General features: G+C 39.6%; 24 protein-coding genes and 1 riboswitch. Of the genes, 4 read left to right on the top strand and 20 right to left on the bottom strand.

The features are described from left to right. Positions 1–113: 113 nt before the first annotated feature. The 7 genes from pyk to dnaE all read right to left on the bottom strand — a co-directional run bounded on the left by pyk (position 114) and on the right by dnaE (position 10,347). On the bottom strand, positions 114–1,877 hold the full coding sequence (gene pyk, locus AC6CHS_RS00415; protein WP_498233530.1) for a pyruvate kinase: 1,764 nt from the start codon (positions 1,875–1,877) through the stop codon (positions 114–116). A 21-nt stretch (positions 1,878–1,898) separates the two neighbouring features. Further along, a complete protein-coding gene (gene pfkA, locus AC6CHS_RS00410; protein WP_498233529.1) occupies positions 1,899–2,858 on the bottom strand; it encodes a 6-phosphofructokinase in 960 nt (319 codons plus the stop codon). Positions 2,859–3,035: 177 nt separating this feature from the next. Continuing rightward, positions 3,036–3,980, bottom strand: a complete 945-nt coding sequence (gene accA, locus AC6CHS_RS00405) for an acetyl-CoA carboxylase carboxyl transferase subunit alpha (RefSeq protein WP_249226162.1) — start codon at positions 3,978–3,980, stop codon at positions 3,036–3,038. A gap of 8 nt (positions 3,981–3,988) precedes the next feature. Beyond that, positions 3,989–4,849 (bottom strand): acetyl-CoA carboxylase, carboxyltransferase subunit beta, encoded by an 861-nt coding sequence (gene accD / locus AC6CHS_RS00400; protein WP_498233528.1) that lies wholly within the window; start codon positions 4,847–4,849, stop codon positions 3,989–3,991. A 128-nt stretch (positions 4,850–4,977) separates the two neighbouring features. Then, positions 4,978–5,607 (bottom strand): FadR/GntR family transcriptional regulator, encoded by a 630-nt coding sequence (locus tag AC6CHS_RS00395; RefSeq protein WP_498233527.1) that lies wholly within the window; start codon positions 5,605–5,607, stop codon positions 4,978–4,980. Between the two features lie 31 nt (positions 5,608–5,638). Then, positions 5,639–6,877: an NADP-dependent malic enzyme gene (gene ystJ / locus AC6CHS_RS00390; RefSeq protein WP_498233526.1), complete on the bottom strand. Its 1,239-nt coding sequence runs from the start codon at positions 6,875–6,877 to the stop codon at positions 5,639–5,641. Between the two features lie 104 nt (positions 6,878–6,981). Next, positions 6,982–10,347: a DNA polymerase III subunit alpha gene (dnaE, locus tag AC6CHS_RS00385; protein WP_498233525.1), complete on the bottom strand. Its 3,366-nt coding sequence runs from the start codon at positions 10,345–10,347 to the stop codon at positions 6,982–6,984. A 139-nt stretch (positions 10,348–10,486) separates the two neighbouring features. Between dnaE and ytrH the strand changes: the two genes are divergently transcribed. The 3 genes from ytrH (at position 10,487) to AC6CHS_RS00370 (ending at position 11,689) form a co-directional block, all read left to right on the top strand. After that, a complete protein-coding gene (ytrH, locus tag AC6CHS_RS00380; protein WP_106897139.1) occupies positions 10,487–10,819 on the top strand; it encodes a sporulation membrane protein YtrH in 333 nt (110 codons plus the stop codon). Further along, a complete protein-coding gene (gene ytrI / locus AC6CHS_RS00375; RefSeq protein ID WP_498233524.1) occupies positions 10,819–11,310 on the top strand; it encodes a sporulation membrane protein YtrI in 492 nt (163 codons plus the stop codon). Before ytrH ends, ytrI begins: the two co-directional genes overlap by 1 nt. A 175-nt stretch (positions 11,311–11,485) precedes the next feature. Further along, the gene (locus AC6CHS_RS00370; RefSeq protein ID WP_498233523.1) at positions 11,486–11,689 is read left to right on the top strand and encodes a YtzJ family protein; all 204 of its coding nucleotides are present in this window, start codon (positions 11,486–11,488) and stop codon (positions 11,687–11,689) included. Positions 11,690–11,944: 255 nt separating this feature from the next. On the opposite strand, the gene AC6CHS_RS00365 is transcribed toward AC6CHS_RS00370, so the two are convergent. Then, positions 11,945–12,889 (bottom strand): DHH family phosphoesterase, encoded by a 945-nt coding sequence (locus AC6CHS_RS00365; protein ID WP_498233522.1) that lies wholly within the window; start codon positions 12,887–12,889, stop codon positions 11,945–11,947. A gap of 161 nt (positions 12,890–13,050) precedes the next feature. Here AC6CHS_RS00365 and AC6CHS_RS00360 point away from each other — a divergent pair, with 161 nt between their 5' ends. Then, the gene (locus tag AC6CHS_RS00360) at positions 13,051–13,362 is read left to right on the top strand and encodes a YtpI family protein (protein WP_498233521.1); all 312 of its coding nucleotides are present in this window, start codon (positions 13,051–13,053) and stop codon (positions 13,360–13,362) included. A 25-nt stretch (positions 13,363–13,387) separates the two neighbouring features. Here the strand turns inward: AC6CHS_RS00360 and AC6CHS_RS00355 are convergent, their stop codons facing one another. From AC6CHS_RS00355 to AC6CHS_RS00300, 12 genes are all read right to left on the bottom strand, one after another. Beyond that, on the bottom strand, positions 13,388–14,695 hold the full coding sequence (locus tag AC6CHS_RS00355) for a DRTGG domain-containing protein (protein ID WP_498233520.1): 1,308 nt from the start codon (positions 14,693–14,695) through the stop codon (positions 13,388–13,390). A 72-nt stretch (positions 14,696–14,767) separates the two neighbouring features. Beyond that, complete coding sequence (locus AC6CHS_RS00350) at positions 14,768–14,995, bottom strand: hypothetical protein (protein WP_379549407.1); 228 nt, start codon at positions 14,993–14,995, stop codon at positions 14,768–14,770. 108 nt (positions 14,996–15,103) lie between these two features. After that, positions 15,104–15,643, bottom strand: coding sequence for a hypothetical protein (locus AC6CHS_RS00345; protein WP_498233519.1), 540 nt, complete (start codon positions 15,641–15,643; stop codon positions 15,104–15,106). Beyond that, positions 15,624–16,178: a hypothetical protein gene (locus AC6CHS_RS00340; protein WP_498233518.1), complete on the bottom strand. Its 555-nt coding sequence runs from the start codon at positions 16,176–16,178 to the stop codon at positions 15,624–15,626. Before AC6CHS_RS00340 ends, AC6CHS_RS00345 begins: the two co-directional genes overlap by 20 nt. A gap of 5 nt (positions 16,179–16,183) precedes the next feature. Continuing rightward, positions 16,184–17,083, bottom strand: a complete 900-nt coding sequence (gene pilM, locus AC6CHS_RS00335; protein ID WP_498233517.1) for a type IV pilus biogenesis protein PilM — start codon at positions 17,081–17,083, stop codon at positions 16,184–16,186. 15 nt (positions 17,084–17,098) lie between these two features. Next, positions 17,099–17,851 carry a prepilin peptidase gene (locus tag AC6CHS_RS00330; protein WP_498233516.1) on the bottom strand — a complete coding sequence of 251 codons (753 nt, stop codon included), beginning with the start codon at positions 17,849–17,851 and terminating at the stop codon, positions 17,099–17,101. A 94-nt stretch (positions 17,852–17,945) separates the two neighbouring features. Then, entirely contained in the window at positions 17,946–18,287 is a 342-nt protein-coding gene (locus AC6CHS_RS00325; RefSeq protein WP_498233515.1) for a prepilin-type N-terminal cleavage/methylation domain-containing protein, read from the bottom strand. 48 nt (positions 18,288–18,335) lie between these two features. Next, positions 18,336–18,418, bottom strand: a riboswitch (cyclic di-GMP riboswitch). Between the two features lie 44 nt (positions 18,419–18,462). Next, on the bottom strand, positions 18,463–19,662 hold the full coding sequence (locus AC6CHS_RS00320; protein ID WP_498233514.1) for a type II secretion system F family protein: 1,200 nt from the start codon (positions 19,660–19,662) through the stop codon (positions 18,463–18,465). Position 19,663: 1 nt separating this feature from the next. After that, entirely contained in the window at positions 19,664–20,704 is a 1,041-nt protein-coding gene (locus AC6CHS_RS00315) for a type IV pilus twitching motility protein PilT (RefSeq protein WP_498233513.1), read from the bottom strand. A gap of 11 nt (positions 20,705–20,715) precedes the next feature. Beyond that, a complete protein-coding gene (locus tag AC6CHS_RS00310; RefSeq protein WP_498233512.1) occupies positions 20,716–22,350 on the bottom strand; it encodes a GspE/PulE family protein in 1,635 nt (544 codons plus the stop codon). Then, positions 22,343–22,795: a hypothetical protein gene (locus AC6CHS_RS00305; RefSeq protein WP_498233511.1), complete on the bottom strand. Its 453-nt coding sequence runs from the start codon at positions 22,793–22,795 to the stop codon at positions 22,343–22,345. Before AC6CHS_RS00305 ends, AC6CHS_RS00310 begins: the two co-directional genes overlap by 8 nt. Beyond that, positions 22,792–23,211, bottom strand: a complete 420-nt coding sequence (locus tag AC6CHS_RS00300; RefSeq protein ID WP_498233510.1) for a type II secretion system protein — start codon at positions 23,209–23,211, stop codon at positions 22,792–22,794. The genes AC6CHS_RS00305 and AC6CHS_RS00300 overlap by 4 nt, the downstream gene beginning before the upstream one ends. Positions 23,212–23,252 lie beyond the last annotated feature (41 nt).

Raw genomic sequence — 23,252 nt, 5'->3', positions numbered from 1 at the left:
CATCACGGTTTCACCTCATGTTTTTGAAGTGGGAGCCTTACGGACGGTTGCACCGGGATAAATTTAAAAAATATAAGAAAAAAAGAAGGTTCTCCCTTCTTTTTTCTTACGGATTAAAGGACTCTTGTATGGCCTTTATAGATATCCCCTTTTGTACCATCAACGGTAATTACCTGTCCTTCTGCGATGACATCAAAGACATCTTTAACACCAACGATAACCGGAATTCCTAGACTCAATCCCACAACTGCTGCGTGTGAGGTTAGTCCACCTTCTTCTGTAATAATAGCTCCGGCCTTTTCAATTGCAGGCATCATTTCTCTCTCTGTGCCATACGTTACTAGAATATCTCCATCATCCATCTTATCAATGGCTTCTTGTGAACTTTTTGCATGGATAGCTTTACCATAAGCACTGCGTTTTCCAATTCCCTGTCCTTTTGCGATAACGTCCCCGATCACATGTACTTTCAACAGGTTAGTAGTGCCACTTTGTCCTACAGGAACACCGGCAGTAATAATTACTCTGCTTCCATGTTCTACAACGCCAGTTTCCAATCCTTTTTCGATAGCAATATCAAGCATTTCATCAGTAGAGTTTGCTTTTTCTCCTGGTACAGCGTGTACTCCCCATACAAGAGAAAGTTGGCGTTTTACACGATCTGCAAAAGTTACTGCCACAATTGGTGCTTGCGGGCGATATTTGGAGATCATTCGTGCAGTATGCCCACTTTCCGTAGGAGTAATAATCGCACTCACTGACAGGTTCATTGCTGTATGTGTAACAGATTGACTAATTGCATCCGTAATCGTCATATCTACATGTTTAGAGCGATCTTTCAGAATTGATTCATGGTTTAGCGCCGTTTCTGCTTTTATTGCGATATTGCTCATCGTTTGAACAGACTCTACTGGATAAATTCCTGCAGCCGTCTCCCCTGAAAGCATGATTGCATCGGTTCCGTCAAAGATTGCGTTCGCTACATCGGAAGCTTCAGCCCTTGTCGGACGAGGGTTGCGTTGCATAGAATCAAGCATTTGCGTTGCGGTGATAACCGGCTTTCCTGCTGTATTACATTTTTTAATTAACTGCTTTTGTACAAGTGGTACATCTTCAGGAGGTATCTCTACTCCTAAATCACCACGAGCAACCATAAGCCCGTCACTTACTTCCAGGATGCTATCGATATTGTCGACACCCTCTTGGTTTTCAATTTTAGGGATAATTTGAATGTGTGAAGCATTGTGGGTATCAAGCAATTCTTTTATTTCAAGAATGTCAGATGCGCGACGAACAAAAGATGCTGCGATGAAGTCAACGCCTTGTTCAATACCAAACGTAATATCGTTGGCATCCTTATCCGTAATACCTGGTAAATTCACAGATACATTTGGAACATTGACACCTTTTTTATTTTTAATTGTTCCTGAATTTAAAGCTTTTGTTCTTAATTCCTTATTATCATGGTCCACACTTAAAACTTCCAGTTCAATAAGTCCATCATCTAATAATATTTTGGAGCCTTCATGAACATCATTAATCAGACCGCTATATGTTACCGAGAACTTTTCAGCAGTACCTTCAAGCTCTTCATTCATGGAAACATATACTTCTTTTCCTTGAATAAGCTCTGCTTCTCCATCACGGAATTTCCCGGTGCGGATCTCTGGTCCCTTTGTATCCAATAAAATAGCTACTGTTTTTCCTGTGTTTTCAGCAGCTTGTCTTATATTTTTAATTCGTGCTCCGTGCTCTTCAAAATCACCATGGGAAAAATTCAATCTAGCCACGTTCATTCCGGATTCAATTAACTGTTCCAGCTGATCAATAGTCTCCGAAGCTGGTCCAATTGTACATACGATTTTTGTATTTCTCATTCTAGTTACCTCCTAATGTTCCTATATAGATAATTCTTTTGAAAGCTGGTACATGTCTTTATCGATAGTATGTGGCTGTGCAAGGATTTCCAAAATATCATGGTTTACCAATTTATTATTCTGGATACCAACCATACGCCCAGCTTCCCCTTCTCGTAATAAATCAACAGCATAGCCACCAAGTCGGCTTGCGAGTACACGGTCAGAAGCAGTAGGTGATCCTCCACGTTGGATATAACCTAATACAGTTACCCTTGTTTCCAAGTCTGTTGTTTCTTCGATTCGTTTTCCATAGTCGAAGCCACTGCCCACACCTTCTGCCAGGACGATGATACTGTGCTTTTTCCCTCGCTCATGGCCTCGTTTTAACCGTTCAATGACTTCATCAAATTCGTCTTTTACTTCTGGGATAAGAATACTTTCCGCACCATCAGCAAGTCCCGCCCATAAAGCAAGATCTCCTGCGTCTCTTCCCATTACCTCAATGATATAGGTCCGTTTATGAGAAGTAGCTGTGTCTCTAACCTTATCAATCGCTTCAATTATGGTATTTAACGCTGTATCAAAGCCAATTGTAAAATCAGTTCCAGCAATATCGTTATCAATTGTTCCTGGAATACCAATACAAGGATAGCCTTTTTCCGTTAGCTTCTGAGCACCTCGGAAACTACCATCTCCACCTATGATGATTAATCCTTCAATTCCAAACTTTTTAAGTTGCTCAATGCCCTTTTCTTGGCCTGCATCTGTTTTGAATTCTTCACTTCTTGCAGAATAAATAATAGTGCCTCCGCGGTGAATAATATCTCCTACAGAGCCAATTTCCATTTTTTCAATATTTCCTTCCATTAATCCTTGATAACCATATTTTATGCCATATACTTCAATATCATGGTAAATGGCTTTTCTAACGACAGCCCGAATAGCTGCGTTCATTCCCGGGGCATCTCCACCACTTGTCAATACACCAATTCTTTTCATATTCGTTCCACCTCTGTCCTCACTGCTAATTATTTCTTCACTATCAAAGATAATGGGAAATAGAAAAAATAGCAATTAATTATACTGTTTCCACAGTGCTAATGAAAGTAATCAGAGGTTGACTTCAAAGTCAACCTCTTCTAAGTATTATTATTATAACCTAAGAACAGTCCAACCTTACAATGTTGTAAAGTCCCCAATTTGCTTATACTTTTCCCAGCGTTTTTCTAACAGTTCCTCTGGAGTATATTCTTTCAACATGCTAAGCGATTGTTCAATGACATGGTCCATATAGTCTGCTTGCTGTTCTAGATCTCTATGGGCCCCACCCTTTGGCTCTGGGATTATATTATCAATAACCTTTAGCTGTTTCAAATCATAGGACGTGATTTTCATTGTTTCAGCAGCTTTTTGCGCTAAGCCGGAATCTTTCCATAAAAGGGCGGCTGCTCCTTCTGGGGAAATCACAGAGTATGTAGAATTCTCCAGCATGTGGATATGATCTCCTACCCCAAGGGCAAGTGCGCCACCGCTTCCTCCTTCACCTATTACAATACATATAATCGGAACCTTAAGCCCCGCCATCTCCATTAGGTTTCTGGCGATAGCTTCACTTTGACCACGTTCTTCTGCAGCCTTTCCTGGATAAGCACCTTTTGTATCAATAAAGCAAATGATCGGTCTGTTAAATTTCTCCGCCTGTTTCATGTGCCTTAGTGCTTTTCTATAGCCTTCAGGATGCGGCATACCAAAATTACGTCTTATATTTTCTTTTGTGTCTTTCCCTCGTTGATGGCCAATGACGGTAACAGGACGGTCCTTGTAATATGCGATACCTGCTACAATTGCTTCGTCATCACCAAATAAACGATCACCGTGAAATTCAATAAAATTACGGAAAAGTTTTTCTATATAATCTAGCGTTGTTGGCCTGTCTTGATGACGTGCCATTTGTACACGCTGCCATGGCTTAAGATTTCCATATATATCATCTTCAAGTACGGACAATCTTTTTTCCAAAGTACTTATTTCTTCTGATAAGTCAATCTCACTATCCTTTGTGAAATTTTTCAGCTCGGCAATTTTTTCCTTTAAGTTAACAATTGGTTTTTCAAATTCCATTACTTGCTTCACGAAATTTCGCCGCCTTCCTTATGCATGTCAAGTAGCGTAGTAAACAGGGTTTTCATCTCTTGTCGATGAACCACCTTATCCAATTGGCCATGCTTTAGTTGGAATTCAGCCGTTTGGAAGTCATCTGGTAATTTCTCCCGTATCGTTTGTTCAATGATTCTTCTCCCGGCAAACCCAATGAGTGCACCTGGTTCGGCAAAGTTATAATCTCCCAGTGAGGCAAAGCTTGCTGAGACACCACCCGTTGTCGGATGAGTCATAACAGAAATCATTAAACCACCTGCATCGCTGAATCGCTTGATTGCAATAGATGTTTTTGTCATTTGCATCAGACTAAGAACACCCTCCTGCATTCTGGCCCCACCAGAAGCAGCAAAGATGATAAACGGAAGAGATTCTTCTCTAGCATTTTCAATCGCCCTTGCAATCTTTTCACCTATTACAGAACCCATGCTTCCCATGCGAAAGCTTGAGTCCATTACAGCTACCGCTGCCGGTTGGCCATCAATAACGCCTTTTCCAGTTATAACGCCTTCGTTCAATCCTGTTTTCAAGCGGTCTTTTTCCATTTTTTCATCGTAACCAGGAAATTGTAAAGGATTGCTTGTGATTAAATCCTTATCCCATTCTTGAAAAGATTCCATATCAAAGAGGCACTCAATTCTGTCCCATGCTAATAGTGGATGATGATGGCCGCAGTTAGGGCATACATTTAAGTTTTTCTTCATCTCTTTACGGTAAAATATCTTGTGACACCCATCGCATTTTTGCATTAAACCTTCCGGCACATCTGTTTTCGCCTGGTGATTTGGAATGGTTGCATATTTCTTTCGCTTGCCAAAAAGATCTTTAAGCAAGGTAATTCCTCCTTTTTCAACACCACTTGGCATTATACCATTTTCTTGTCAAGTGCTTGTGCTGAGCTTGCTCAGCTATATGAACGTCTTTAATAGAATTCAAATCGTTTATAAAAAATATAATAAAATTATTCAAATTGATCGTCATCTTGTACTGCGAGTGACTCGAATAAAGGCTCAATTAACTCATAATTCTTCGTTGAATACAGCTGTACTAGCTCTATGTAAAATACTTTGCTGTAATATAGCTTGTTAATTGTATGGGAGAATTCTTCCATTAGCTGCCAAACCCTGGCTAGCAATAGATTCTCCGACTTTGTAAATAAATATTTAAAGAAAGCAACATGCCGATCGTTTGGTCCCATTACTGGATCATGAAGTAACTGTTCGAGTTTGTCCAAATCCTGCACATTCATTCGGCTAAACGCCAGTTTCGCCGCTTCCTTTTCAAGAATTTTCTTGGCTAAATACAAGTCCTTCCTTGTTCTTGCCTCTTTTAAAATGAATGATGATAATAGCTCTACAGTTTGATAAGGGCGATACGTACTAAGAAACGTACCTTCCCCCCTTTTTGTCTCGATAAGACCAAGCAGTTCCATTGCTCGTAATGCTTCCCTTACGGAGGATCTGCCTGCCTGCAGTGTATCAGCTAGCTCTCTTTCTGAAGGAAGTTTATCACCAGGCATTAAGTGTTGTTGATCAATGTATTGACGTATTTCCTGCAACACGCCCTGGTATACCTTTTGCTTCGATGACATAGCCACAGACCTGACCCACTCCTTCTACCGCCTATTTATTATCTATTTGCGTTAACCTTCTTGTTTTTTCTGCTATTTCTTCTGGGTCAACTTCAATCCTGGAAACACCAGACTCCATCGCCGCCTGAGCGACTGATTTAGCAACAATTGGTGCCACTCGGGAATCAAATGGTCCAGGGATCACATAATCTTCATTCAGCTCTTCTTCGGTAATTAAGGAAGCAATCGCATTAGCAGCAGCTACTTTCATACGCTCATTAATTCGAGTCGCACGAACATCTAACGCCCCACGGAAGATCCCCGGGAAAGCCAATACATTGTTTACCTGGTTAGGAAAATCTGAACGGCCTGTACCAATCACTCTAGCACCTGCTGCTTTCGCATCCTCTGGCATAATTTCTGGCTCTGGATTTGCCATGGCAAAGATAATGGCATCATCGCTCATTTTACTTACCATTTCTTTTGATAAAGCTCCTGCAACAGAGACTCCAATAAAGACATCGGCATCTTCTAGTATTTCTTCTAGACTGCCTTCTTTCTTCTCTTGATTTGTAAAAGTAGCGACGCGTTCTTTAATATCATTCATGCCATAGGAACGCCCTTCAAATATTGCCCCACGCGAATCACACATAATCATATTACGTACACCAAAATTATATAAAAGTTTAATAATTGCAATGCCAGCAGCACCTGCTCCGTTGGCAACGACTTTGATATCGGAGAAACTTTTTCCAACTAGTTTAAGTGCATTAATTAATCCAGCAACTGTTACAATTGCTGTTCCGTGTTGATCATCATGAAAAATAGGAATGTTCGTTTCCTTCTTTAGCCGGTCTTCAATAATAAAGCAATTCGGCGCGGCGATATCTTCTAAATTAATCCCGCCAAAGGTTGGTTCCATTAATTTTACTGTTTGCACAATTTCTTCTACATCCTGTGTCGCCAGGCATATAGGAAATGAATCCACCCCTGCAAAGCTTTTAAAAAGGACTGATTTCCCTTCCATAACCGGCAATGCAGCTTCTGGTCCAATATTTCCTAATCCTAATACAGCAGATCCGTCACTGACTACTGCAACCATGTTCCCTTTCATTGTGTAATCATAGACTGTTTCCTTGCGATCATAGATTTCCTTACAAGGTTCAGCTACACCTGGAGAATAGGCCAAACTAAGTTCATCTGCATTTGTAACAGGTACCTTAGATTGGGTAGTAAGCTTCCCTTTGTTCACTTTGTGCATATGCAATGCTTCGTCTCTTAAGCTTGCCATATTAGATTATCGCTCCTTTGTTAGCAGTAGAAATTGCCGTAAAGTGGTCAGACCACCCTTAACCATTACATTATAACAGATGGTAAAACTCTGTAAAGTATAGTTTATTTTGCTGATTTGTCGAGTACAATATTTTCATTGCCAAAATATTGTTTTAAAGCTTTTACGCATTTGTACGTTGGATCTACAAAGTATTCACTATCAAGCTTATAAGATTTTCGTTGCTTTTGCCGAAAGACAATGATGGGTACAGCGCCTGGGTGCTCCTTGACAATTTGCCGGATCGTTTTTAAGTCTTCCTCATTTTCCTCGCCGGTTGTACGGATAAACAGTCGTTCTTCTTTCTCCGTTTTCTCTAATGCTGCTTCCTCGAAGGACGTTAAGTTACTTAGCAGTAATTGCTTCGTTCCATTTCGCTCCTCCACTCTTCCTTTAACCATAACCACATTCTCTTCTTCCATTAACTTCCTAGTGTTTCGGTATAGCTCTGGAAACGCAACTGCATCCATGTCACCTGTTTCATCATTAAGTGTAAGAAATGCCATATTTTCTCCACGCTTCGTTCGGATTGTTTTGATTCGTTGAATCATCACGGTGCATTGTATTTCTTTTTTAGCTTCTAAAGCTGATGCTGCAGAAATAGACAAATAACCATTTCTCCTTAGTGAATCCCTGTAAGTATGCAGAGGATGGCTGGATATATAAATTCCGAGAAGGTCTTTTTCATCTGACAGCTTTTTCAGCGGACTAAAATCCTCTATTTCGACATAATCTGCCTCGAGTTCAATCTTATCTTGAAACAGACTCGGCTGGTCTTGAAATTCTTTGAACAGCTCTCCTTGCTCTAACGCACGGTCGATTGATGCTAGAAGACTCGCTCTATTCGCTTTTGTTTCATCAAAAGCTCCAGCCATTATAAGAAGCTCTAATGTCTTCCTGTTCACCACTTTATGGGACACACGTAGACAAAAATCAAACAGGTCTTTAAACGGGGCATCCTTCCTTACACGAATGATCTCCTGTACAACTTGATTGCCAACCCCTTTAATAGAAGAAAGTCCCATACGGATACCAGAACCTTCTACAGAAAAGCGACCAAAGCTAAAGTTAATAGATGGAGCTGCGAGCTGTATTCCCAGTTCTTTAATTTCTTGAATATATTGATGCATTTTTTCCTGCTGATTGGCTACAGAACTTAGCAACTCGGTAAAGAAGGCAGCGGGATAGTGTGCTTTTAAAAAGGCAAGCTGATAGGATATTATACTGTAGGCCACAGCGTGGCTACGATTAAATCCATAATTTGCAAAGCGAACAATCCAAGCAAAAATCTCCTCACCAACTGCTTTTTCGTAGCCGTTTTGCAAACAGCCTTGTACAAAAATTTCCTTTTGCTCTTGTAATACATGCTCCTGCTTTTTACTAATAGCACGCCGTAAAACATCCGCCTCGCCTAATGACATACCGGCAATTTTATTGGCAATTTGCATAATCTGTTCCTGATAAACTAAGACACCATACGTATTTGCTAAAATCGGCGCTAAATCCGGATGCGGATAACTAATCTGTTCTTTGTTATTCTTACGTTTTATATAGGTTGGAATGTACTCCATCGGGCCTGGACGATAAAGGGCGTTCACGGCAACAATATCTTCAAAAGATGTAGGCTGTAAATTACGTAGAACCTGTTGCATTCCCTGTGACTCAAGCTGAAAGACGCCATTTGTTTTTCCATGTCTAAGCAAGGAAAAAGTCTTGGCATCTCCTTGTTCAAGGTTATGTACGTCAACCTGCTTTTTGTAGGAAAAATGAATGCTTCGGACTACCCGCTCGATAAGAGATAGGTTTCGTAAACCTAGTAAATCAATTTTAAGCAGTCCTAACTCTTCAAGTTCATTCATTGGAAACTGTGTAAGCATTGTGGTGCCTGTCCCAGGTCTTAACGGAATATGTTCCACAAGAGCTTCTTCACTAATGACAACCCCAGCAGCATGTGTAGACACGTGCCGTGGTAATCCCTCTAATCTAGCCGCTATGGCAAACAATGTTTTTAATTGAGGAGACTGTTTTATATAGGAAACAAGCTCCGCTGACTGCTTTACAAGCTCTGGGATCGGTAACTTAGCTTGTAATGGGATATGTTTTAATATATATGCTGTATCCTGTTGATCTATTTCCATCGTCTTCATTACTTCCCGAAGAATTGACCTTGCTGCAAAGGTACCGAATGTAATAATTTGTGCTACATGGTCATCTCCATATTTATCTCGCACATATTCAATTACTTCATCTCTTCTCGTATCTGAAAAGTCAATATCGATATCTGGCATTGTCCGTCTTTCAGGGTTTAGAAATCTTTCAAATAGCAAGTTATATTTTATCGGATCAACATCGATAATTTCCAGTAAATAGGCCACTAAAGAACCTGCTGCTGATCCCCTACCCGGACCAACCATAATCCGATTAGCTTTGGCGTATTGGATAAAATCAGCTACGATCAGAAAATAATCACTAAACCCCATCTCTGCAATAATGCGTAATTCCACTTCAAGTCGATTTTTAACTTCTTCTGTAACTGGGTTATATTTCTTATTTAGATTTTCAAAGCATTTAGCCTCTAGATACGTTTGCGCATCCGTATGATCTGGCACAGGAAAGGATGGAAGCAGTGGCTTTCCAAATTGTATCGAGACATTACATTTTTGTTTTATCACTTCTGTCTCAAGTAAAACCTCTGGCCAAAAGGTATGGAAAGAATTCTCCATCTCCTCAGTTGATGTAAGGTATCGCTCTGAGTTGCCTGATCCGTTCTGGCTCACTTCCCAACTCTCACCATTTTTCATTGACTGCAAGCAATCAAATACAATATCATCTTGTGCATTCAAGTAGCGTACGTCATGTATTGCTGTGACTGCTACACCAGCTCGTTCATTTAAGTCCTTAAGGACAGAATGCATTTTTTCTTCATCTGAAATTCGAATATCCTGTATACCTAAATAAAAGTCTTCTTTTTTGAAGAGATTCTCCCATTTTTTTATGTAGGACTGTAATTGTTCAAACGTTTCGGTTTCCAAACGGGTTCTAAATGTGGAGTTACTTAGCGTGAATATCGCAACCACATCTTGTGCTAGAATGCGCAGCGTTTCCGCATCGATCGTTTCCTGGTCTTGTTGTTGAATCCGTGTGCTTATTTTAATAAGGGATTGATAGCCCGTATTATTTTTTGCCAGCAACACACATTGCTCCTGGTTGTTTTCTTCATCTTCTATTTGAATGATCATCCCGATAATTGGCTTGATTCCATTCTCCTTACATGCCTTATAAAAAGGAATAGTGCCATAAAGGGCATTCTCATCTGTTAACGCGATCGCATCAAAATTTAGTTCACTTGCTCTTTGTACTAGCTTTTCTATCGTGATGGTGCTATTAAAAAAACTATAGCCACTTCTAACTTGCAAATGCGTATATGACATAGTATCCCGCCTTCTATTCTTTCACTCCTATTATAACAATCTCTATAGAACATGCATACGTATATGCTGATTATTTATCATAACGCCTCTAATCTCCTCATAAAATGGTAAGGACATGCCTTCGGAAGGAGTCGTTTTCATGGAAGAACGTTTTTTCGCTACAGCCATACATTGCTTCTTTATCGCCTTTGGTGTAATGGTGGGCGGATCTATTATCGGAAGTATTGGGGAATTCGCTACAGGGGATGCTCCATTATCGGCGATCGGCACTATTGCAAAAAAACTGCGTATTTGGGCAATCGCTGCAGCAATTGGGGGAACATTTGATGCACTTAGCAATTTTGAAAGAGGAATTTTTGATGGTTCAACCATGGATATCTTTCGACAAATTGTATTGATACTATGTGCCATGGGTGGCGTTAAGACTGCCGTCATGCTCATTGAATGGCTCATCCAAGAGGAAGTATCCTAATGCATATTCCACCTTACCATAAGAAGAAGACATGGCAACGTTTCTTTGCAGGTTCACTAGTCGGTGGAATTATTGCATACATTATTTTTATTTTTATGTATGGCACCATGTATGAAAATCAGCTAAAAGAAAATCTTGAACTTACTTCCCAAGTTAATGACTTAAAAAATCAAAATGAGGCACTCTTAAAGGATACGGAAAACTTAAAAACCCCCGTTACTGTTTCAGTAATAGATATAACAATTGAGAATGCGGAGGAAATCTCATTGGACAGTCTTGTTGTTCCAAAACTTGAAGAATTGGTAAAGGATGAAATAAGTCATATTACGGGGCAAAGTGTCTCCATTGTCGACGAAATCGACCAACTCCTCATTTCAGCTATTGAAAATAAGGAATATACTATAGATGATCTTCGTTACCAATTTACCGTTCGAAAACTAACCATATCCGAAACAGTCAAAGTCTTTCTAGAAGCAGAAACCGTGAATTAGTAGTCGAAGTGAAGAACGCCTGGACCTTAACCTCTAGCTCAACGTGACGAAACACCTTCATGTTATTGGAGATAAAGGAATTATACCGGATACAATTTGATTTTATTATCAATAGAGAGACACCTTTTACCTATCCTTTTTCATATAATATCCTTAAAAGGGGGATGGTTATAAGATGCTCATCATGCCTTATTATAAAATGCGCGATGAAAAGCTAGCCCAGTTACGAAACGGCCACACTGCTTACGCTGAATCACGCGAACTGATTAGAATTCTAAAGCGCGGAATTGAAAAGGAGCAACTACAAGTTCACTATGACGAAACCCAAAAAGGCTGCTGGTTTAGTCCACTCATGCCGGAAAAATGTAACTATACTTAAATATCAAAGAAAAGCCAAACGTCTTCGAATGATAGATACAGTCGAATTCGTCTGGCTTATTTATCCCGGAGCAACCGTCCGTAAGTCTCCCACTTCAAAACATGAAGTGAAACCAAGTTTTTAGCGGGAGTAAACGGACGCTAACACCCCGATTTGTTCAACTAACAATCAGTGGGGGAAGAACGAAAACCCCCACTGATTGAAGTTTCACTTTATCGGCTTAGCAGTATAGGCTTCCCCTAATCGCTCTGTCTATCATTTAAATGCCTTGCAAACTTCCTCTAAATCTTGTATAACCTGTTCTGCTTCTTCCCAGCTGTATACGGTTGCCCCTGAAGCCATTGGATGACCGCCACCATTATATTTTGCGGCAATCTCGTTTACGATCGGCCCTTTAGATCTTAGTCTCACACGGATTAAGTCCTCTTCCTCAATAAAAAACACCCATGCTTTTATTCCTTCCACTTCGCCTAGGATACCTACAAGTTGCCCTGTTTCAACTGGTTCCACTTGAAAAGAGTCTAGAATGTCCTTGGTTAGTTTAATTGTACTTAAGCCATTTGGTGATAGTTCATAGCGTTGTAGAACATAACCGCGGAGTCTTGCAATATGCTGCTTAACGTTATATATTCCGTCATAAAGTGCCGTTCTGTCAAAATCATACGTTACAAGGTCAGAAGCATATTGAAAGGTTTTCTTTGTTGTACTGGGAAATAGGAACCTTCCCGTATCCCCTACAATGCCAGCATAAAGAGAAGCTGCTGATTTATCATTCAGTTGTAAGCCTTTCTCTTTTCCCTGAAGGTACAGCTCATAAATCATTTCACTTGTAGAACTTGCTTCCGTATTTATCCAGCGTAGATCACCGTATGAATCTGTATTAGGATGATGGTCAATTTTAATTAATTTGTCGCCAAGATTATAGCGAGAATCACTTATTCTATCAGTATTTGCTGTATCACAGGTTATGACAAGTGCATGCTTATACGTATCATCTGGTATGACATCCATTGTTAATAAAAACTCCAGGGAGGCATCTACTTCTCCTACTGCATATACCTTTTTTTCTGGAAATGATGCTTGAATGATTTCTTTTAGCCCGCCTTGAGAGCCAAGCGCATCGGGGTCTGGACGGACGTGTCTATGAATTATGATAGTGTCATAGGCCTTAATTGTGTCTATAATTTGCTGAATCGACATTTTGTTACCTCCACTGTTTTCATTTCTTTCTGGCTAAACCGATACAAAAAAGTTACAATAAATAAAGATGCATCTGTCAGTCCACCGGGCTGGATCTGGTTTAGTCGCATTATATCAAGTAAAACGGTTTATCCGTATACATACTTTCTAGGAGTGATTTCATGTTTATTTTCCCGGTTCTTATCATCCTATCCGTTGTGTTCTATGTGTACTACAAGGTTGCGATCTTAAAAACAAAGGACCGTCTCACACAGGTTTATTTTAACGCACGATCCCGTATGTGCCTAGGTAGCTTCGTGTTATTCTTTGGCGTTAATCAATATGTGTATTATCAAACTCAATTATCTCTTTTTATCGGTATCTTATTTTTCGTCCTAGGCGGGTTTCAACTTTACACTGGATTTAAGGAAGCAAGACATTATAAAAATGAATACAGGCGGTTACATCCTGCAGGTTATAAAGCTGACGAATAAAGTCAGCTTTTTAATTTGGACTTTACTAACGATCAATCAATTGGGCCATAATTAAGCCTTTTCCTGTAATTTTTCGTTCGTTGTATACTTCCACTTCTATTTTCGCATACATTCTGCCTGCTTCTAACAACTTTGGTTTAATCACAAGCTTACTATCAATTTGCATCGGTTTTAAAAAATATACGGTGAGATTTTCAACCACTAAATCACCTTTTTTATAATGCATTAACAGTCGACTGCTCGCTTCTGTGATTAAAGAAGTAAACACTCCATTGGAGAGCGTTCCAAGTTGATTCGTCATTTGCGGAGTTACATCTGCATGGTACACCGGTTTATCGTCCTCAGAATCAATTAACGATCGTGACACAATATCGTCAATGGTCTCTCCAACCTGTGGTTGCCGCTGAATTTGCTGTAGGGCTTTTAGGACGTCCTGCCTGGAGATAACCCCTTGTAAACGAGAGGCTTGGTCAACTACCGGAACGACTTCGATGCCTTCCCATACCATCATATGCGCAACAGAAGCTAGTGACGTTTTCGCCTGGACGACCTGGGGGTTCTTGCTCATAACCTTATCGATTAACAGACTAGCTTCTTTGGCTACCACATCTTTTGAAGTAACCATTCCTAATACCCTATTGCTATCATCGATAACCGGAAATCTCGTATGGCCCGATTGTTCATTTAACTCATACCATTCGCCAACTGTGTCCCCGGCATGCAAAAACCAAGAGGCTTCATAAGGAGTGAAAATATCCCCAACAAAAACAATTTCCTTTTTGATTAGTTGGTCATATATGGCCCGATTAATCATGGCAGCTACAGTGAATGTGTCGTAACTTGTGGAAATGATCGGCAATTCTTTTTCATCTGCTAGTCGCTTTATATGTTCCTCTGTATCAAATCCACCGGTAATCAATACTGCAGCACCTTCATTTAATGCCAATTCATGCGCTTCGACACGATTCCCGATAATTAATAGGGAGTTGGCCTCTGTATAGCGCATCATGGCGTCAAGCTGCATAGCGCCGATCACAAATTTATTTAATGTTTTGTGGAGTCCTGTCTTTCCACCAAGAACTTGTCCATCAATAATATTAATTACCTCTGCAAAGGAAAGCCTCTCGAAGTTCTCTCTGTTTTTTCTTTCGATTCGAATGGTCCCCACACGTTCTATGGTACTAACGATCCCCTGATTCTCTGCTTCTTTAATTGCACGATATGCTGTCCCATCACTTACACCTAGTTCTTTTGCAATTTGCCTTACTGAAATTTTATGGCCAACAGATAGGGACAGGATATGCTGAATAATTTGCTCATGTTTCGTTGCCAATGGTGTCCCACCAACTTTCAACTGTACTAGTACGATATTTAACTTTTATTATACAGTTGTTCATAGTGAAACTCAATAATTATGGGACTTGCGCCGATCTAATTCTTGCTGTTCCATAATTGGTGGTTTGGTCATTTGTAAAAACGTTGCAAAGTTAGCTCCAACAACTAAGAACAGAAAGCCGAGCCATCCTCCCCAAAACACCATTTCTACTGTCGTGTTTGCATAAGGAATTACTGGCCAAGCAAAATATAGCAAAAATCCCGCTAACAATAATCTTAAAATAGCATAGTTTCGCATAATATCTCCTCCTATTGACCAATGTATGAAAAAATACCACAAAACAGAACTTGATCAAACAGAGATGTAGAGGTGAAAAAAAGCTAAAAAAAATAGCCCTCTGTAAGGCTATTCCGCATAGTAAGTAGAAAAGGAAATGGATGCAAATAACGAATCCCCGTCCTGGTTCAAATTTAATGTTTCAATTGTAATTAATCTTTCCCCTTCAAGTAAGGCATCTAAGAACTGATTTACTTTCTCCACACTTCCACCAGTAACTTCCATCGTATAGGTTGCTTCTTCAACTCCTGTTGTTTCTTCTTCAGTAACGTCGGTATCTTCCGTATTTCCGTTCATTGCACCTATATAATCAATACGTATGTCATTTGAATTTGCTAACTTCTGTATCTCGCGTAATAAGGAATCCATTGCTAAATGATCAGGAACCAACTGAGTAATAGTCGTGTAATCCTCGGTTACATCTTCTTCCATTTCACCGTTGCTGGCAGTAACTTGTTTTTCAAACATGGATACCTGGCTATGTAGACTATCCGCTTCACTTTTCTGTGGTTTCACCATAAGTTGATATCCTAATAAATATACGAGACCGAGTACAATTAGCGAGCCGACCAACACAAATATATGCTTTTTATTCAAGGACTTCATCATGTGTGCCCAACTCCTCCATTAGAGTTTCTTCTTGCAATTGAACAGTTAACACAGCTTCATAGTTTTCTTCCATTGTGATAACACTCGTTAACTGTACCTCTGACACATACGCTAAATCTGACACCTCAGCGATAAACTTTGCCACATCGTCCATACTTGGATAACTTGCTGTCACAACAAATGAATTTGCAGAAACATTTTCATAGCTTACTAGTTGTTCGGCATCACCAAATAATCCGTACACAACATGAAAGAGAGGTATTACAGGCGTGGCTTCTCCTTTAATTCCTTGTATCTCATCAAGCAGTTGTTCCATTTCTCTTGTACCCGCAGTGTCTTGTTTCTGCTCCGCAATTTTAATCTCCAACTCTGTTAGATAGGTTTCAGAAGCAGAAATTTCTTTCTCCACGCTATTTTTCTGGAATAATAAAACGGTCAATACACAACAGGCAACAAAAAAGAACACACCTGCAGAAAGCATTAGGAAAAGCTTCTTATTTGGTTGCTTTTTAATAAAATTAATTTCCGTAGTCATGTTGCTTAAACCTCATTTTTCATTGCCAGACCAAGAACGTCTGTGTATTTTGAAGGTAGCTCGCCATTTGTAAAATCCTCTACCACTATGATTGACTCTGTAAATCGTTGTTTCAATATTGGTAAACCAGGATAATCACCAGATAATAAAAGAAGTTCTATTTGGCCATTCCCTTTTGTGATGGAATATTGATAGAAATCAATGATGCGATTTATTTCAATTAAATACTCATCAATAGTTCGCTCAATATCTACTTCCTCTGTTACTTGTTCCACTTTCATGTTTCTTGTAAATACAGGCTTGTTTTCTTTGAAGGCCGTTAATACAAGCGCATCTTCATTCCAGTGAACGAGAAGGATATGGTGTTGTGTTGTTTCCTGCCTTGTGGCCATGTAATACCGATATACAGACAAGGAGGTCAAATCTGCCACCACGGGACGCAGTCCTTGCTGTTCAAAGACATCAACATAATCCGTTATCTTTTCTTTTGGATAAGCAAACAGTAAAACATGTTGCTTGTCATCCAGTTTTTCAAGAAAATCTATCGCGATAGCAGGATTGGAAAATGGTAAATAAATACTATTCCCCAGCTGTGTCTCGATATAGCCTTTCGCTTCTTCTCTTGATAAAGCTGCTGGCACTTCTAATTGCCTGATTACTACCGTGTCATCAGGGACCGCAAATAAAAGCTTTTTTCTTTTCCATTTATGCTCATGCACAAGCTGTCTGATGAGCTCAGAAAATAAAGCTTTATCAATTATCTTGCCTTCTTCTAAGACAGATGGAGGAAGCTCTAGCTCTCCGTGTTCTTGCAACCCTTCCATCTTATTGCTTTTATGATAGGTATACCGTAATTTTCGGTTCGTAATCACGATATTAACCCTGCCATTAGACATCAATCCCATGCTGTCACGCCCTTATTAGAGTATTGTAATATACCAGTCTATTAATCTCTCACCATAGAAGTATGTTATCAGGGAAGCGAGCACGATATACGGCCCAAAGGGAACCGGCTGCTTTCGGTCGATTACTTTTAGCACGATTAACAGCAGTCCCACTATTGCTCCAATGATACAGGAAAGAAAGAAAGCTAGAAGAGTGCCTTGTAACCCAAGCACAATCCCTAGTACACCAAAAAGCTTCATATCCCCTGCGCCCATACCACCCCTGCTAATCATAATAACAAGAGCAATAATTACCACACCCGCAATGGCTCCTACTAGACTGCTCCACCACGGTTCCAGAGGTTCAAGAAAACGCATAATAGCGAGGAACGGCAAGAAAAATAATAAAACCTTATTGGGTATAAGCATGTAAGCAAGATCTGACACAAGGATGATCATAAGCAAAGAAACGAGCAACAATGCTGTAACGATTTCCTTGTGCAGTCCAAGTTGTATGTAACTAAGTGCAAAAAGCACGCCTGTCAGTGCCTCAACAACTGGATAAATGGAAGAAATTGGTTTACCGCAGTATCGGCATTTACCCCGCTGTATGGCGAATGATAAAAGCGGTATATTATCATACCACGCCAATTGATGGTCACAGTTGGGGCACCTGGAGCGGTCATTCGCAAAAGGAATTTTCTTTGGAACCCGCAGTCCGACCACATTAAAAAAAGACCCAAAGAGCAAGCCTAAAGCGAAAAACAATAAAATCATGACACTTTCCATTTATGTACTCCTTCATGTTAAAGATGTTTATAATTGAAGAAAACGCCCTGCTTTGGGGCAAGGGCGTTGCATTAGTGTATATTAGTTATATTAATTACTCGTATTTAAAAGTTTTTCCACCATCATCGCTTGTTGTAACTTTCACATTACCTTTAAGTTCAAAATCTCCAAGATCAACGTCTAAGAATCCTGCATCTACTAGCTCTTTCATTGTATAACCAGCTTCAGCATCAGCTGGTCCAACGCCCGAAACATCAGCAAGCCTTGCAGCATTTTCAACCAACTCTTGATTCGCTATTGTAGCTTCGGCTTTTGAATTATCAATAACATTCCCAATCGTAGGAACCGCAATAGCAACAATAATAGCTAAAATTGCAATAACTGCTAAAAGCTCTACCAACGTAAATCCTTTTTCTTTTTTCAACATTTTTTTCATGCGTGTAAGCATAAAAATCCCCGCCTCTCTAAATATGTATATTTAGTAACACAGTCAGGTCGGTTGCACTACTTGCTCCGGATTATCAAAGTGCCCAAATAGAGATAACCCTTCATAGCATCCGTCTATTTACCTAGTACTATTATATTATATAAAATTACAATTTACCACACTTTTATTGTAAATTTTCGAACATAGAAAACATTGGTATAACAACAGCGGTTATGATACCACCTACAATGAACGTAAGAACAATAATCATAAGCGGCTCTATTAACGTTTTAATCCTATTTGATAATTGTTCTACTTCTTCTTCATAGAAAGAAGCCGCTTTTGCTAGCATTTGATCCAACGTTCCTGTTTTTTCACCAATTTGCATCATTTGAATAATTAGTGGGGGAATCACCCAGTGGTTTTTCATTGGTTTTGTGATCGACTCACCTTCACTTAGGCTTTCCCTAGAATCATGCAGTACCTCTTGTATCACTTTGTTCCCAACGACTTTTTCTGTTATCCCCACTGCTTCTAATATGGGAACTGCGCTGTTAACCAATGTACTTAATGTTTGCGTCATCCGGACCAGCGCTCCCTTATGCGCAAGAACGCCAAGAAAAGGAAAACGTAGCTTGTATGTATCTAAACGAAAGCGAAAACTATCATATCGTAACATATATTTGCCGAGAAAAACTAGTAATACTATAAGGAGAGCAATGCTCCACCAATAAACGCCAAGCCAGTCACTAAGACTTAAAATAAATTGCGTGTACGGCGGTATTTCTTCTCCAAACGAATGAAACATTGTAACAAATTGCGGCACAATAAATACTAGTAAAAACACACTTAAAAATAATGTAATGACACCTACCACACTTGGATAAAGCAATGCGGAGACGACTTTCTGCTTGTTGCGATATTCTTTCTCGTAATAATCAGCCATTTGGCTTAGAATTTCATCTAGTTTCCCACTTACTTCTCCAGCATGAATCATATTTACAAGTAGTTCAGGAAAAACATTGGATTGTTTTTCCGCTGCAGTAGATAGCGAGACACCCTGCTCTAACTGTTTTAGCATATCATCTAGGGCTGAACGAAGTGCATAATTATCGGTTTGTTTTGACATCGTATCTGTCGCATCCGTTATGGTAATCCCAGCATGAATCAGTGTAGAATATTGTCTCAGGAACAGAACAAAGTCTTTGTTTTTAACACGCTTATTCAAAATAATATCTTTATTCCATGGTTTCGTTTCTTCAATTCGTGTAATTAATAGTCCTTGTTTTTCTAATTCGCTAAGAGCTCGATGTTTTGAATCGGCATCAATTTTTCCTTTAATTCGCTCACCCGACATCCGTTTGCCGACATATTGAAAGTCCATACTAGGAGCTCCTTCCTTGCATAAACGGTGCTGCTGCTTCCATGGAAATCTGGTCTTCTTGCAGAAGTCGCTTCAATTCCATATCCAATGTATGCATTCCATGATCCCTTGAAGTTTGTAATACATTTTGGATTTGATGTAATTTTTCATTTCGAATAAGGTTCTTTACAGCGGAAGTATTTCGAAGTACCTCTGTTGCTGCCCTTCTTCCTGTATAATCCTTTGTGACCAATAGACGCTGAGAAATTACCGCTTTTAAAATCGTTGATAGTTGAATACGTATTTGCGTTTGCTGAGCTGGTGGAAACACATCAATAATCCGCTCAATTGTAGAAACGGCATCTGTTGTGTGTAGCGTTCCAAGAACGAGATGACCCGTCTCCGCCGCTGTTATAGCTGTAGAGATCGTTTCGAGGTCACGCATCTCTCCAAGTAAAATGATATCGGGATCCTGCCTTAAGCTAGCTCTTAAGCCATTTACAAAACTCTTTGTATCAAATCCAACCTCACGTTGATCAATGATTGATTGATTATGAGTATGCATATATTCAATCGGATCTTCTAATGTGATAATATGTTTTTGCATCGTCTGATTAATGTAATCAATCATGGAAGCAAGTGTCGTGCTTTTTCCACTTCCTGTCGGCCCCGTAACCAGAACAAGTCCTTGTGGTTCCTGTACAATTTCCTTTGTTACCAAAGGAAGGTTCAGTTCCTCAATTGATGGTATACGGTTCGGAATAATACGAATTGCTAACGATAATTCACCGCGCTGATAAAACGCATTTATCCGAAATCTGGAAACTCCTTGAATACCATAAGAAAAATCTAACTCTCTCGTCGTCTCTAACGTTTCCCATAAAGTTTCCGGTAAAATAGATTGTACAATTTGCTTCGTTTCTGTTGGTTTTAACCGGGGCTTGTCCTGCTCGACGAGCTTGCCATTTATTCGGAATACGGGGGCTTTACCAATTGTTAAATGCATATCTGATGCATTGTTGTTATATGCTTCTGTAAGCAATTGTTCAATTATGTCACGCATTCTATCCCCCCCTACAATCGAATGGAAACTTGCATAATCTCTTCCATTGACGTCTTTCCAGCTTTAATTTTTTCAAGTCCATCCTGCATCAGGAATGCTGTTCCCTGAGTTTTCATATAGGCTCTTATGTCAGCCATAGAGCCATTATTCAATAGCATTCCGCGAATCGCATCATCGATTACTAGTACCTCTTGAACTGCAATTCTTCCACGATAACCACGTTGGTGACAAACGGAACAACCTTCACTATCATAGACGTGTTCTACGCTCATTCCATTGTTTTCAAAGATCTCTTTTTCCATATCTGTTGCAGGCCGCTCTATTAAACAATCTCTACAAAGCTTGCGAACAAGCCTTTGGGCTACGACACCAGATAAGGAGGACACAACTAAATATGGTTCAATTCCCATGTCTATTAAACGCGGAATCGCATCCACTGCACTATTGGTGTGAAGGGTACTAAAAACAAGGTGACCTGTTAGGGAAGCGCGGATTGCGATTTCTGCTGTTTCCTGGTCGCGAATTTCCCCTACCATGATTACATTGGGGTCCTGTCGTAAAATGGAACGCAAGCCATTTGAGAAAGATAATCCAACAGAACTGTTCACCTGTACCTGATTAATTCCTTCTAATTGATACTCCACAGGGTCTTCTACTGTCACGATATTAACCGCTTCTGAATTCAGTTGATGAAGTGCTGCATACAATGTGGAAGTTTTCCCAGAACCTGTAGGACCTGTTAAGAGCACAAGACCTGAAGGACGGCTTATTAAATCTTCATATTTTTTGAGATTGCTTTGCGAGAAGTCTAACTCATTAACTTTCTTTAATGCTTGATTTAAATCCAGTATTCGAATAACAACCTTTTCTCCGTACACTGTTGGTAAACAAGAGATTCGTAGGTCAACTGGTGTTAAACCAACCGTCGTTCTAATTCTTCCGTCCTGCGGCAGCCTTGTCTGCGTAATATTTAAGTCTGCCAAAATTTTAATTCGTGCAATCAAGGCATTCTGCATCTGCTTGGCAACAACCTTTTCTGTTTGTAGCTTTCCATCAATTCGATAACGGACTTGAACGGCTGCTTCCTGTGGATCGATATGTATATCACTCGCCTTTAACTGAACAGCAGTTGTAAGCAACTGATCAAACAACTGAATAATCGGAGCTTCTGCTTCCCCATTTTTATTGTTATCTATCATTTCTGGTTCGTTTTTGTAGTAGTATTTATTGATCGCAAACAGGATATCATCCTTCGCAGCAATAACCGGAGAAATGCTAAAACCTGTTTCCATTTCCAAATCATCAATAACAAAATAATCCATTGGATCCTTCATCGCCACCATTAGTTCCGTATCACTAATCTGCAATGGCATAATCAAGTTTTGCTGAGCAGATTCCCTTGTGACGAATTGGAGGACATTTTCATCGATTGGATATCGATATAGCGACACATGTGGAATGCCTAGCTGGAATTCCAGGACTTCAATCAATTGCTTTTCTGTTATAAAGCCATGCTCGAGGAGGGCATCGCCAAGTTTTTGATTGCTTTTTTTATTTTCAAGCGCTTCGTTTATTTGTTGTTCTGTAACCAGTCCCGCGTCACGTAGCAGGTCTCCAAGACGTTTACGTGTGATCAAATTATTCATCCCTTTCAAATGTTATCGTAATAGTATCGTTAGTTTCTATAGTCTGACCCATTGATCTACCAATACTTATATAGGTAACTTCTAAATCTTCTCCTTCAATAACCTCAGGAAGAGGGTCTGGTAGTTCAATTTCGAACTGCCTGGCTTCATCCAGTATAAGGATCGGATTTCCCGTTTTTGAAATTTGCAAGTACTCATCCAATTTTGTTGACAAATAATCCATTACATCTTGGAGCTCATTATATTCATACGTTTCTAAAACAGATTGCACATAATCTATCCCCATTTGCGAAACTAACTCTGCATCAATACGTTTTTCTGTTGTCGTAACTTGTTTTGTTGTTTGAATAACTTGTCCAGACAACATCGTTACGAATAAGAGCAGTAATGTAATCATTAAAAGAGTTAGGACTAGCGCCGCGCCACTTTCACCTTTCAAGTTCATGGTTTTTCCTCACTTTTTATATATGTATAAGACTCACTAATAAGGTTATTGTTTTCCCCATAAACCTTTATTTCTGCGCGATACAGATTAACAGATGCCTCTTTACAAAGACCTATAGTACTCTGGTAATTTATATCATTTAATGTGTAGGTCTTATATGAAATTCCCTTTTCCTCCCCTTTACACTCTTTGACAGGGGTAGGATACCAACCTTCTACTCTATCATTTTTAACATCATAGGCTACTTGGCCTACTAAATTACTTGCAGTAAGTTCATTTTCCGTTTTTCCAGTCCACTTAAAAACTTGTGGAAATATTGGCAGAAGTACCATAATAACTAGTGCGAGAAGCGCTATTGATGCTATAATCTCTATAAGGGTAAAACCACGATCATTATTAAAAAAATTTTTGACCATTCTGATAACCACGCCTCACATGTGACTTTTATCCTATTATA

It is taken from the genome of Oceanobacillus sp. GQ8, from assembly GCF_059758495.1.
This window is presented reverse-complemented; position numbering and strand designations above follow the sequence as displayed.

What these genes read in the sequence shown, in the direction of transcription:
- AC6CHS_RS00395 (WP_498233527.1), bottom strand. Translation starts at nt 5,607, where the DNA reads ATGTCATCGAAGCAAAAGGTATACCAGGGCGTGTTGCAGGAAATACGT.
- AC6CHS_RS00340 (WP_498233518.1), bottom strand. Translation starts at nt 16,178, where the DNA reads ATGACTACGGAAATTAATTTTATTAAAAAGCAACCAAATAAGAAGCTT.
- AC6CHS_RS00305 (WP_498233511.1), bottom strand. Translation starts at nt 22,795, where the DNA reads ATGAACTTGAAAGGTGAAAGTGGCGCGGCGCTAGTCCTAACTCTTTTA.
- AC6CHS_RS00370 (WP_498233523.1), top strand. Translation starts at nt 11,486, where the DNA reads ATGCTCATCATGCCTTATTATAAAATGCGCGATGAAAAGCTAGCCCAG.
- AC6CHS_RS00325 (WP_498233515.1), bottom strand. Translation starts at nt 18,287, where the DNA reads ATGAAAAAAATGTTGAAAAAAGAAAAAGGATTTACGTTGGTAGAGCTT.
- AC6CHS_RS00330 (WP_498233516.1), bottom strand. Translation starts at nt 17,851, where the DNA reads ATGGAAAGTGTCATGATTTTATTGTTTTTCGCTTTAGGCTTGCTCTTT.
- pilM (WP_498233517.1), bottom strand. Translation starts at nt 17,083, where the DNA reads ATGGGATTGATGTCTAATGGCAGGGTTAATATCGTGATTACGAACCGA.
- AC6CHS_RS00315 (WP_498233513.1), bottom strand. Translation starts at nt 20,704, where the DNA reads ATGCGTGACATAATTGAACAATTGCTTACAGAAGCATATAACAACAAT.
- AC6CHS_RS00300 (WP_498233510.1), bottom strand. Translation starts at nt 23,211, where the DNA reads ATGGTCAAAAATTTTTTTAATAATGATCGTGGTTTTACCCTTATAGAG.
- AC6CHS_RS00350 (WP_379549407.1), bottom strand. Translation starts at nt 14,995, where the DNA reads ATGCGAAACTATGCTATTTTAAGATTATTGTTAGCGGGATTTTTGCTA.
- pyk (WP_498233530.1), bottom strand. Translation starts at nt 1,877, where the DNA reads ATGAGAAATACAAAAATCGTATGTACAATTGGACCAGCTTCGGAGACT.
- ytrH (WP_106897139.1), top strand. Translation starts at nt 10,487, where the DNA reads ATGGAAGAACGTTTTTTCGCTACAGCCATACATTGCTTCTTTATCGCC.
- AC6CHS_RS00320 (WP_498233514.1), bottom strand. Translation starts at nt 19,662, where the DNA reads ATGGACTTTCAATATGTCGGCAAACGGATGTCGGGTGAGCGAATTAAA.
- dnaE (WP_498233525.1), bottom strand. Translation starts at nt 10,347, where the DNA reads ATGTCATATACGCATTTGCAAGTTAGAAGTGGCTATAGTTTTTTTAAT.
- ytrI (WP_498233524.1), top strand. Translation starts at nt 10,819, where the DNA reads ATGCATATTCCACCTTACCATAAGAAGAAGACATGGCAACGTTTCTTT.
- pfkA (WP_498233529.1), bottom strand. Translation starts at nt 2,858, where the DNA reads ATGAAAAGAATTGGTGTATTGACAAGTGGTGGAGATGCCCCGGGAATG.
- AC6CHS_RS00360 (WP_498233521.1), top strand. Translation starts at nt 13,051, where the DNA reads ATGTTTATTTTCCCGGTTCTTATCATCCTATCCGTTGTGTTCTATGTG.
- AC6CHS_RS00310 (WP_498233512.1), bottom strand. Translation starts at nt 22,350, where the DNA reads ATGAATAATTTGATCACACGTAAACGTCTTGGAGACCTGCTACGTGAC.
- ystJ (WP_498233526.1), bottom strand. Translation starts at nt 6,877, where the DNA reads ATGGCAAGCTTAAGAGACGAAGCATTGCATATGCACAAAGTGAACAAA.
- AC6CHS_RS00345 (WP_498233519.1), bottom strand. Translation starts at nt 15,643, where the DNA reads ATGATGAAGTCCTTGAATAAAAAGCATATATTTGTGTTGGTCGGCTCG.
- AC6CHS_RS00365 (WP_498233522.1), bottom strand. Translation starts at nt 12,889, where the DNA reads ATGTCGATTCAGCAAATTATAGACACAATTAAGGCCTATGACACTATC.
- accA (WP_249226162.1), bottom strand. Translation starts at nt 3,980, where the DNA reads ATGGAATTTGAAAAACCAATTGTTAACTTAAAGGAAAAAATTGCCGAG.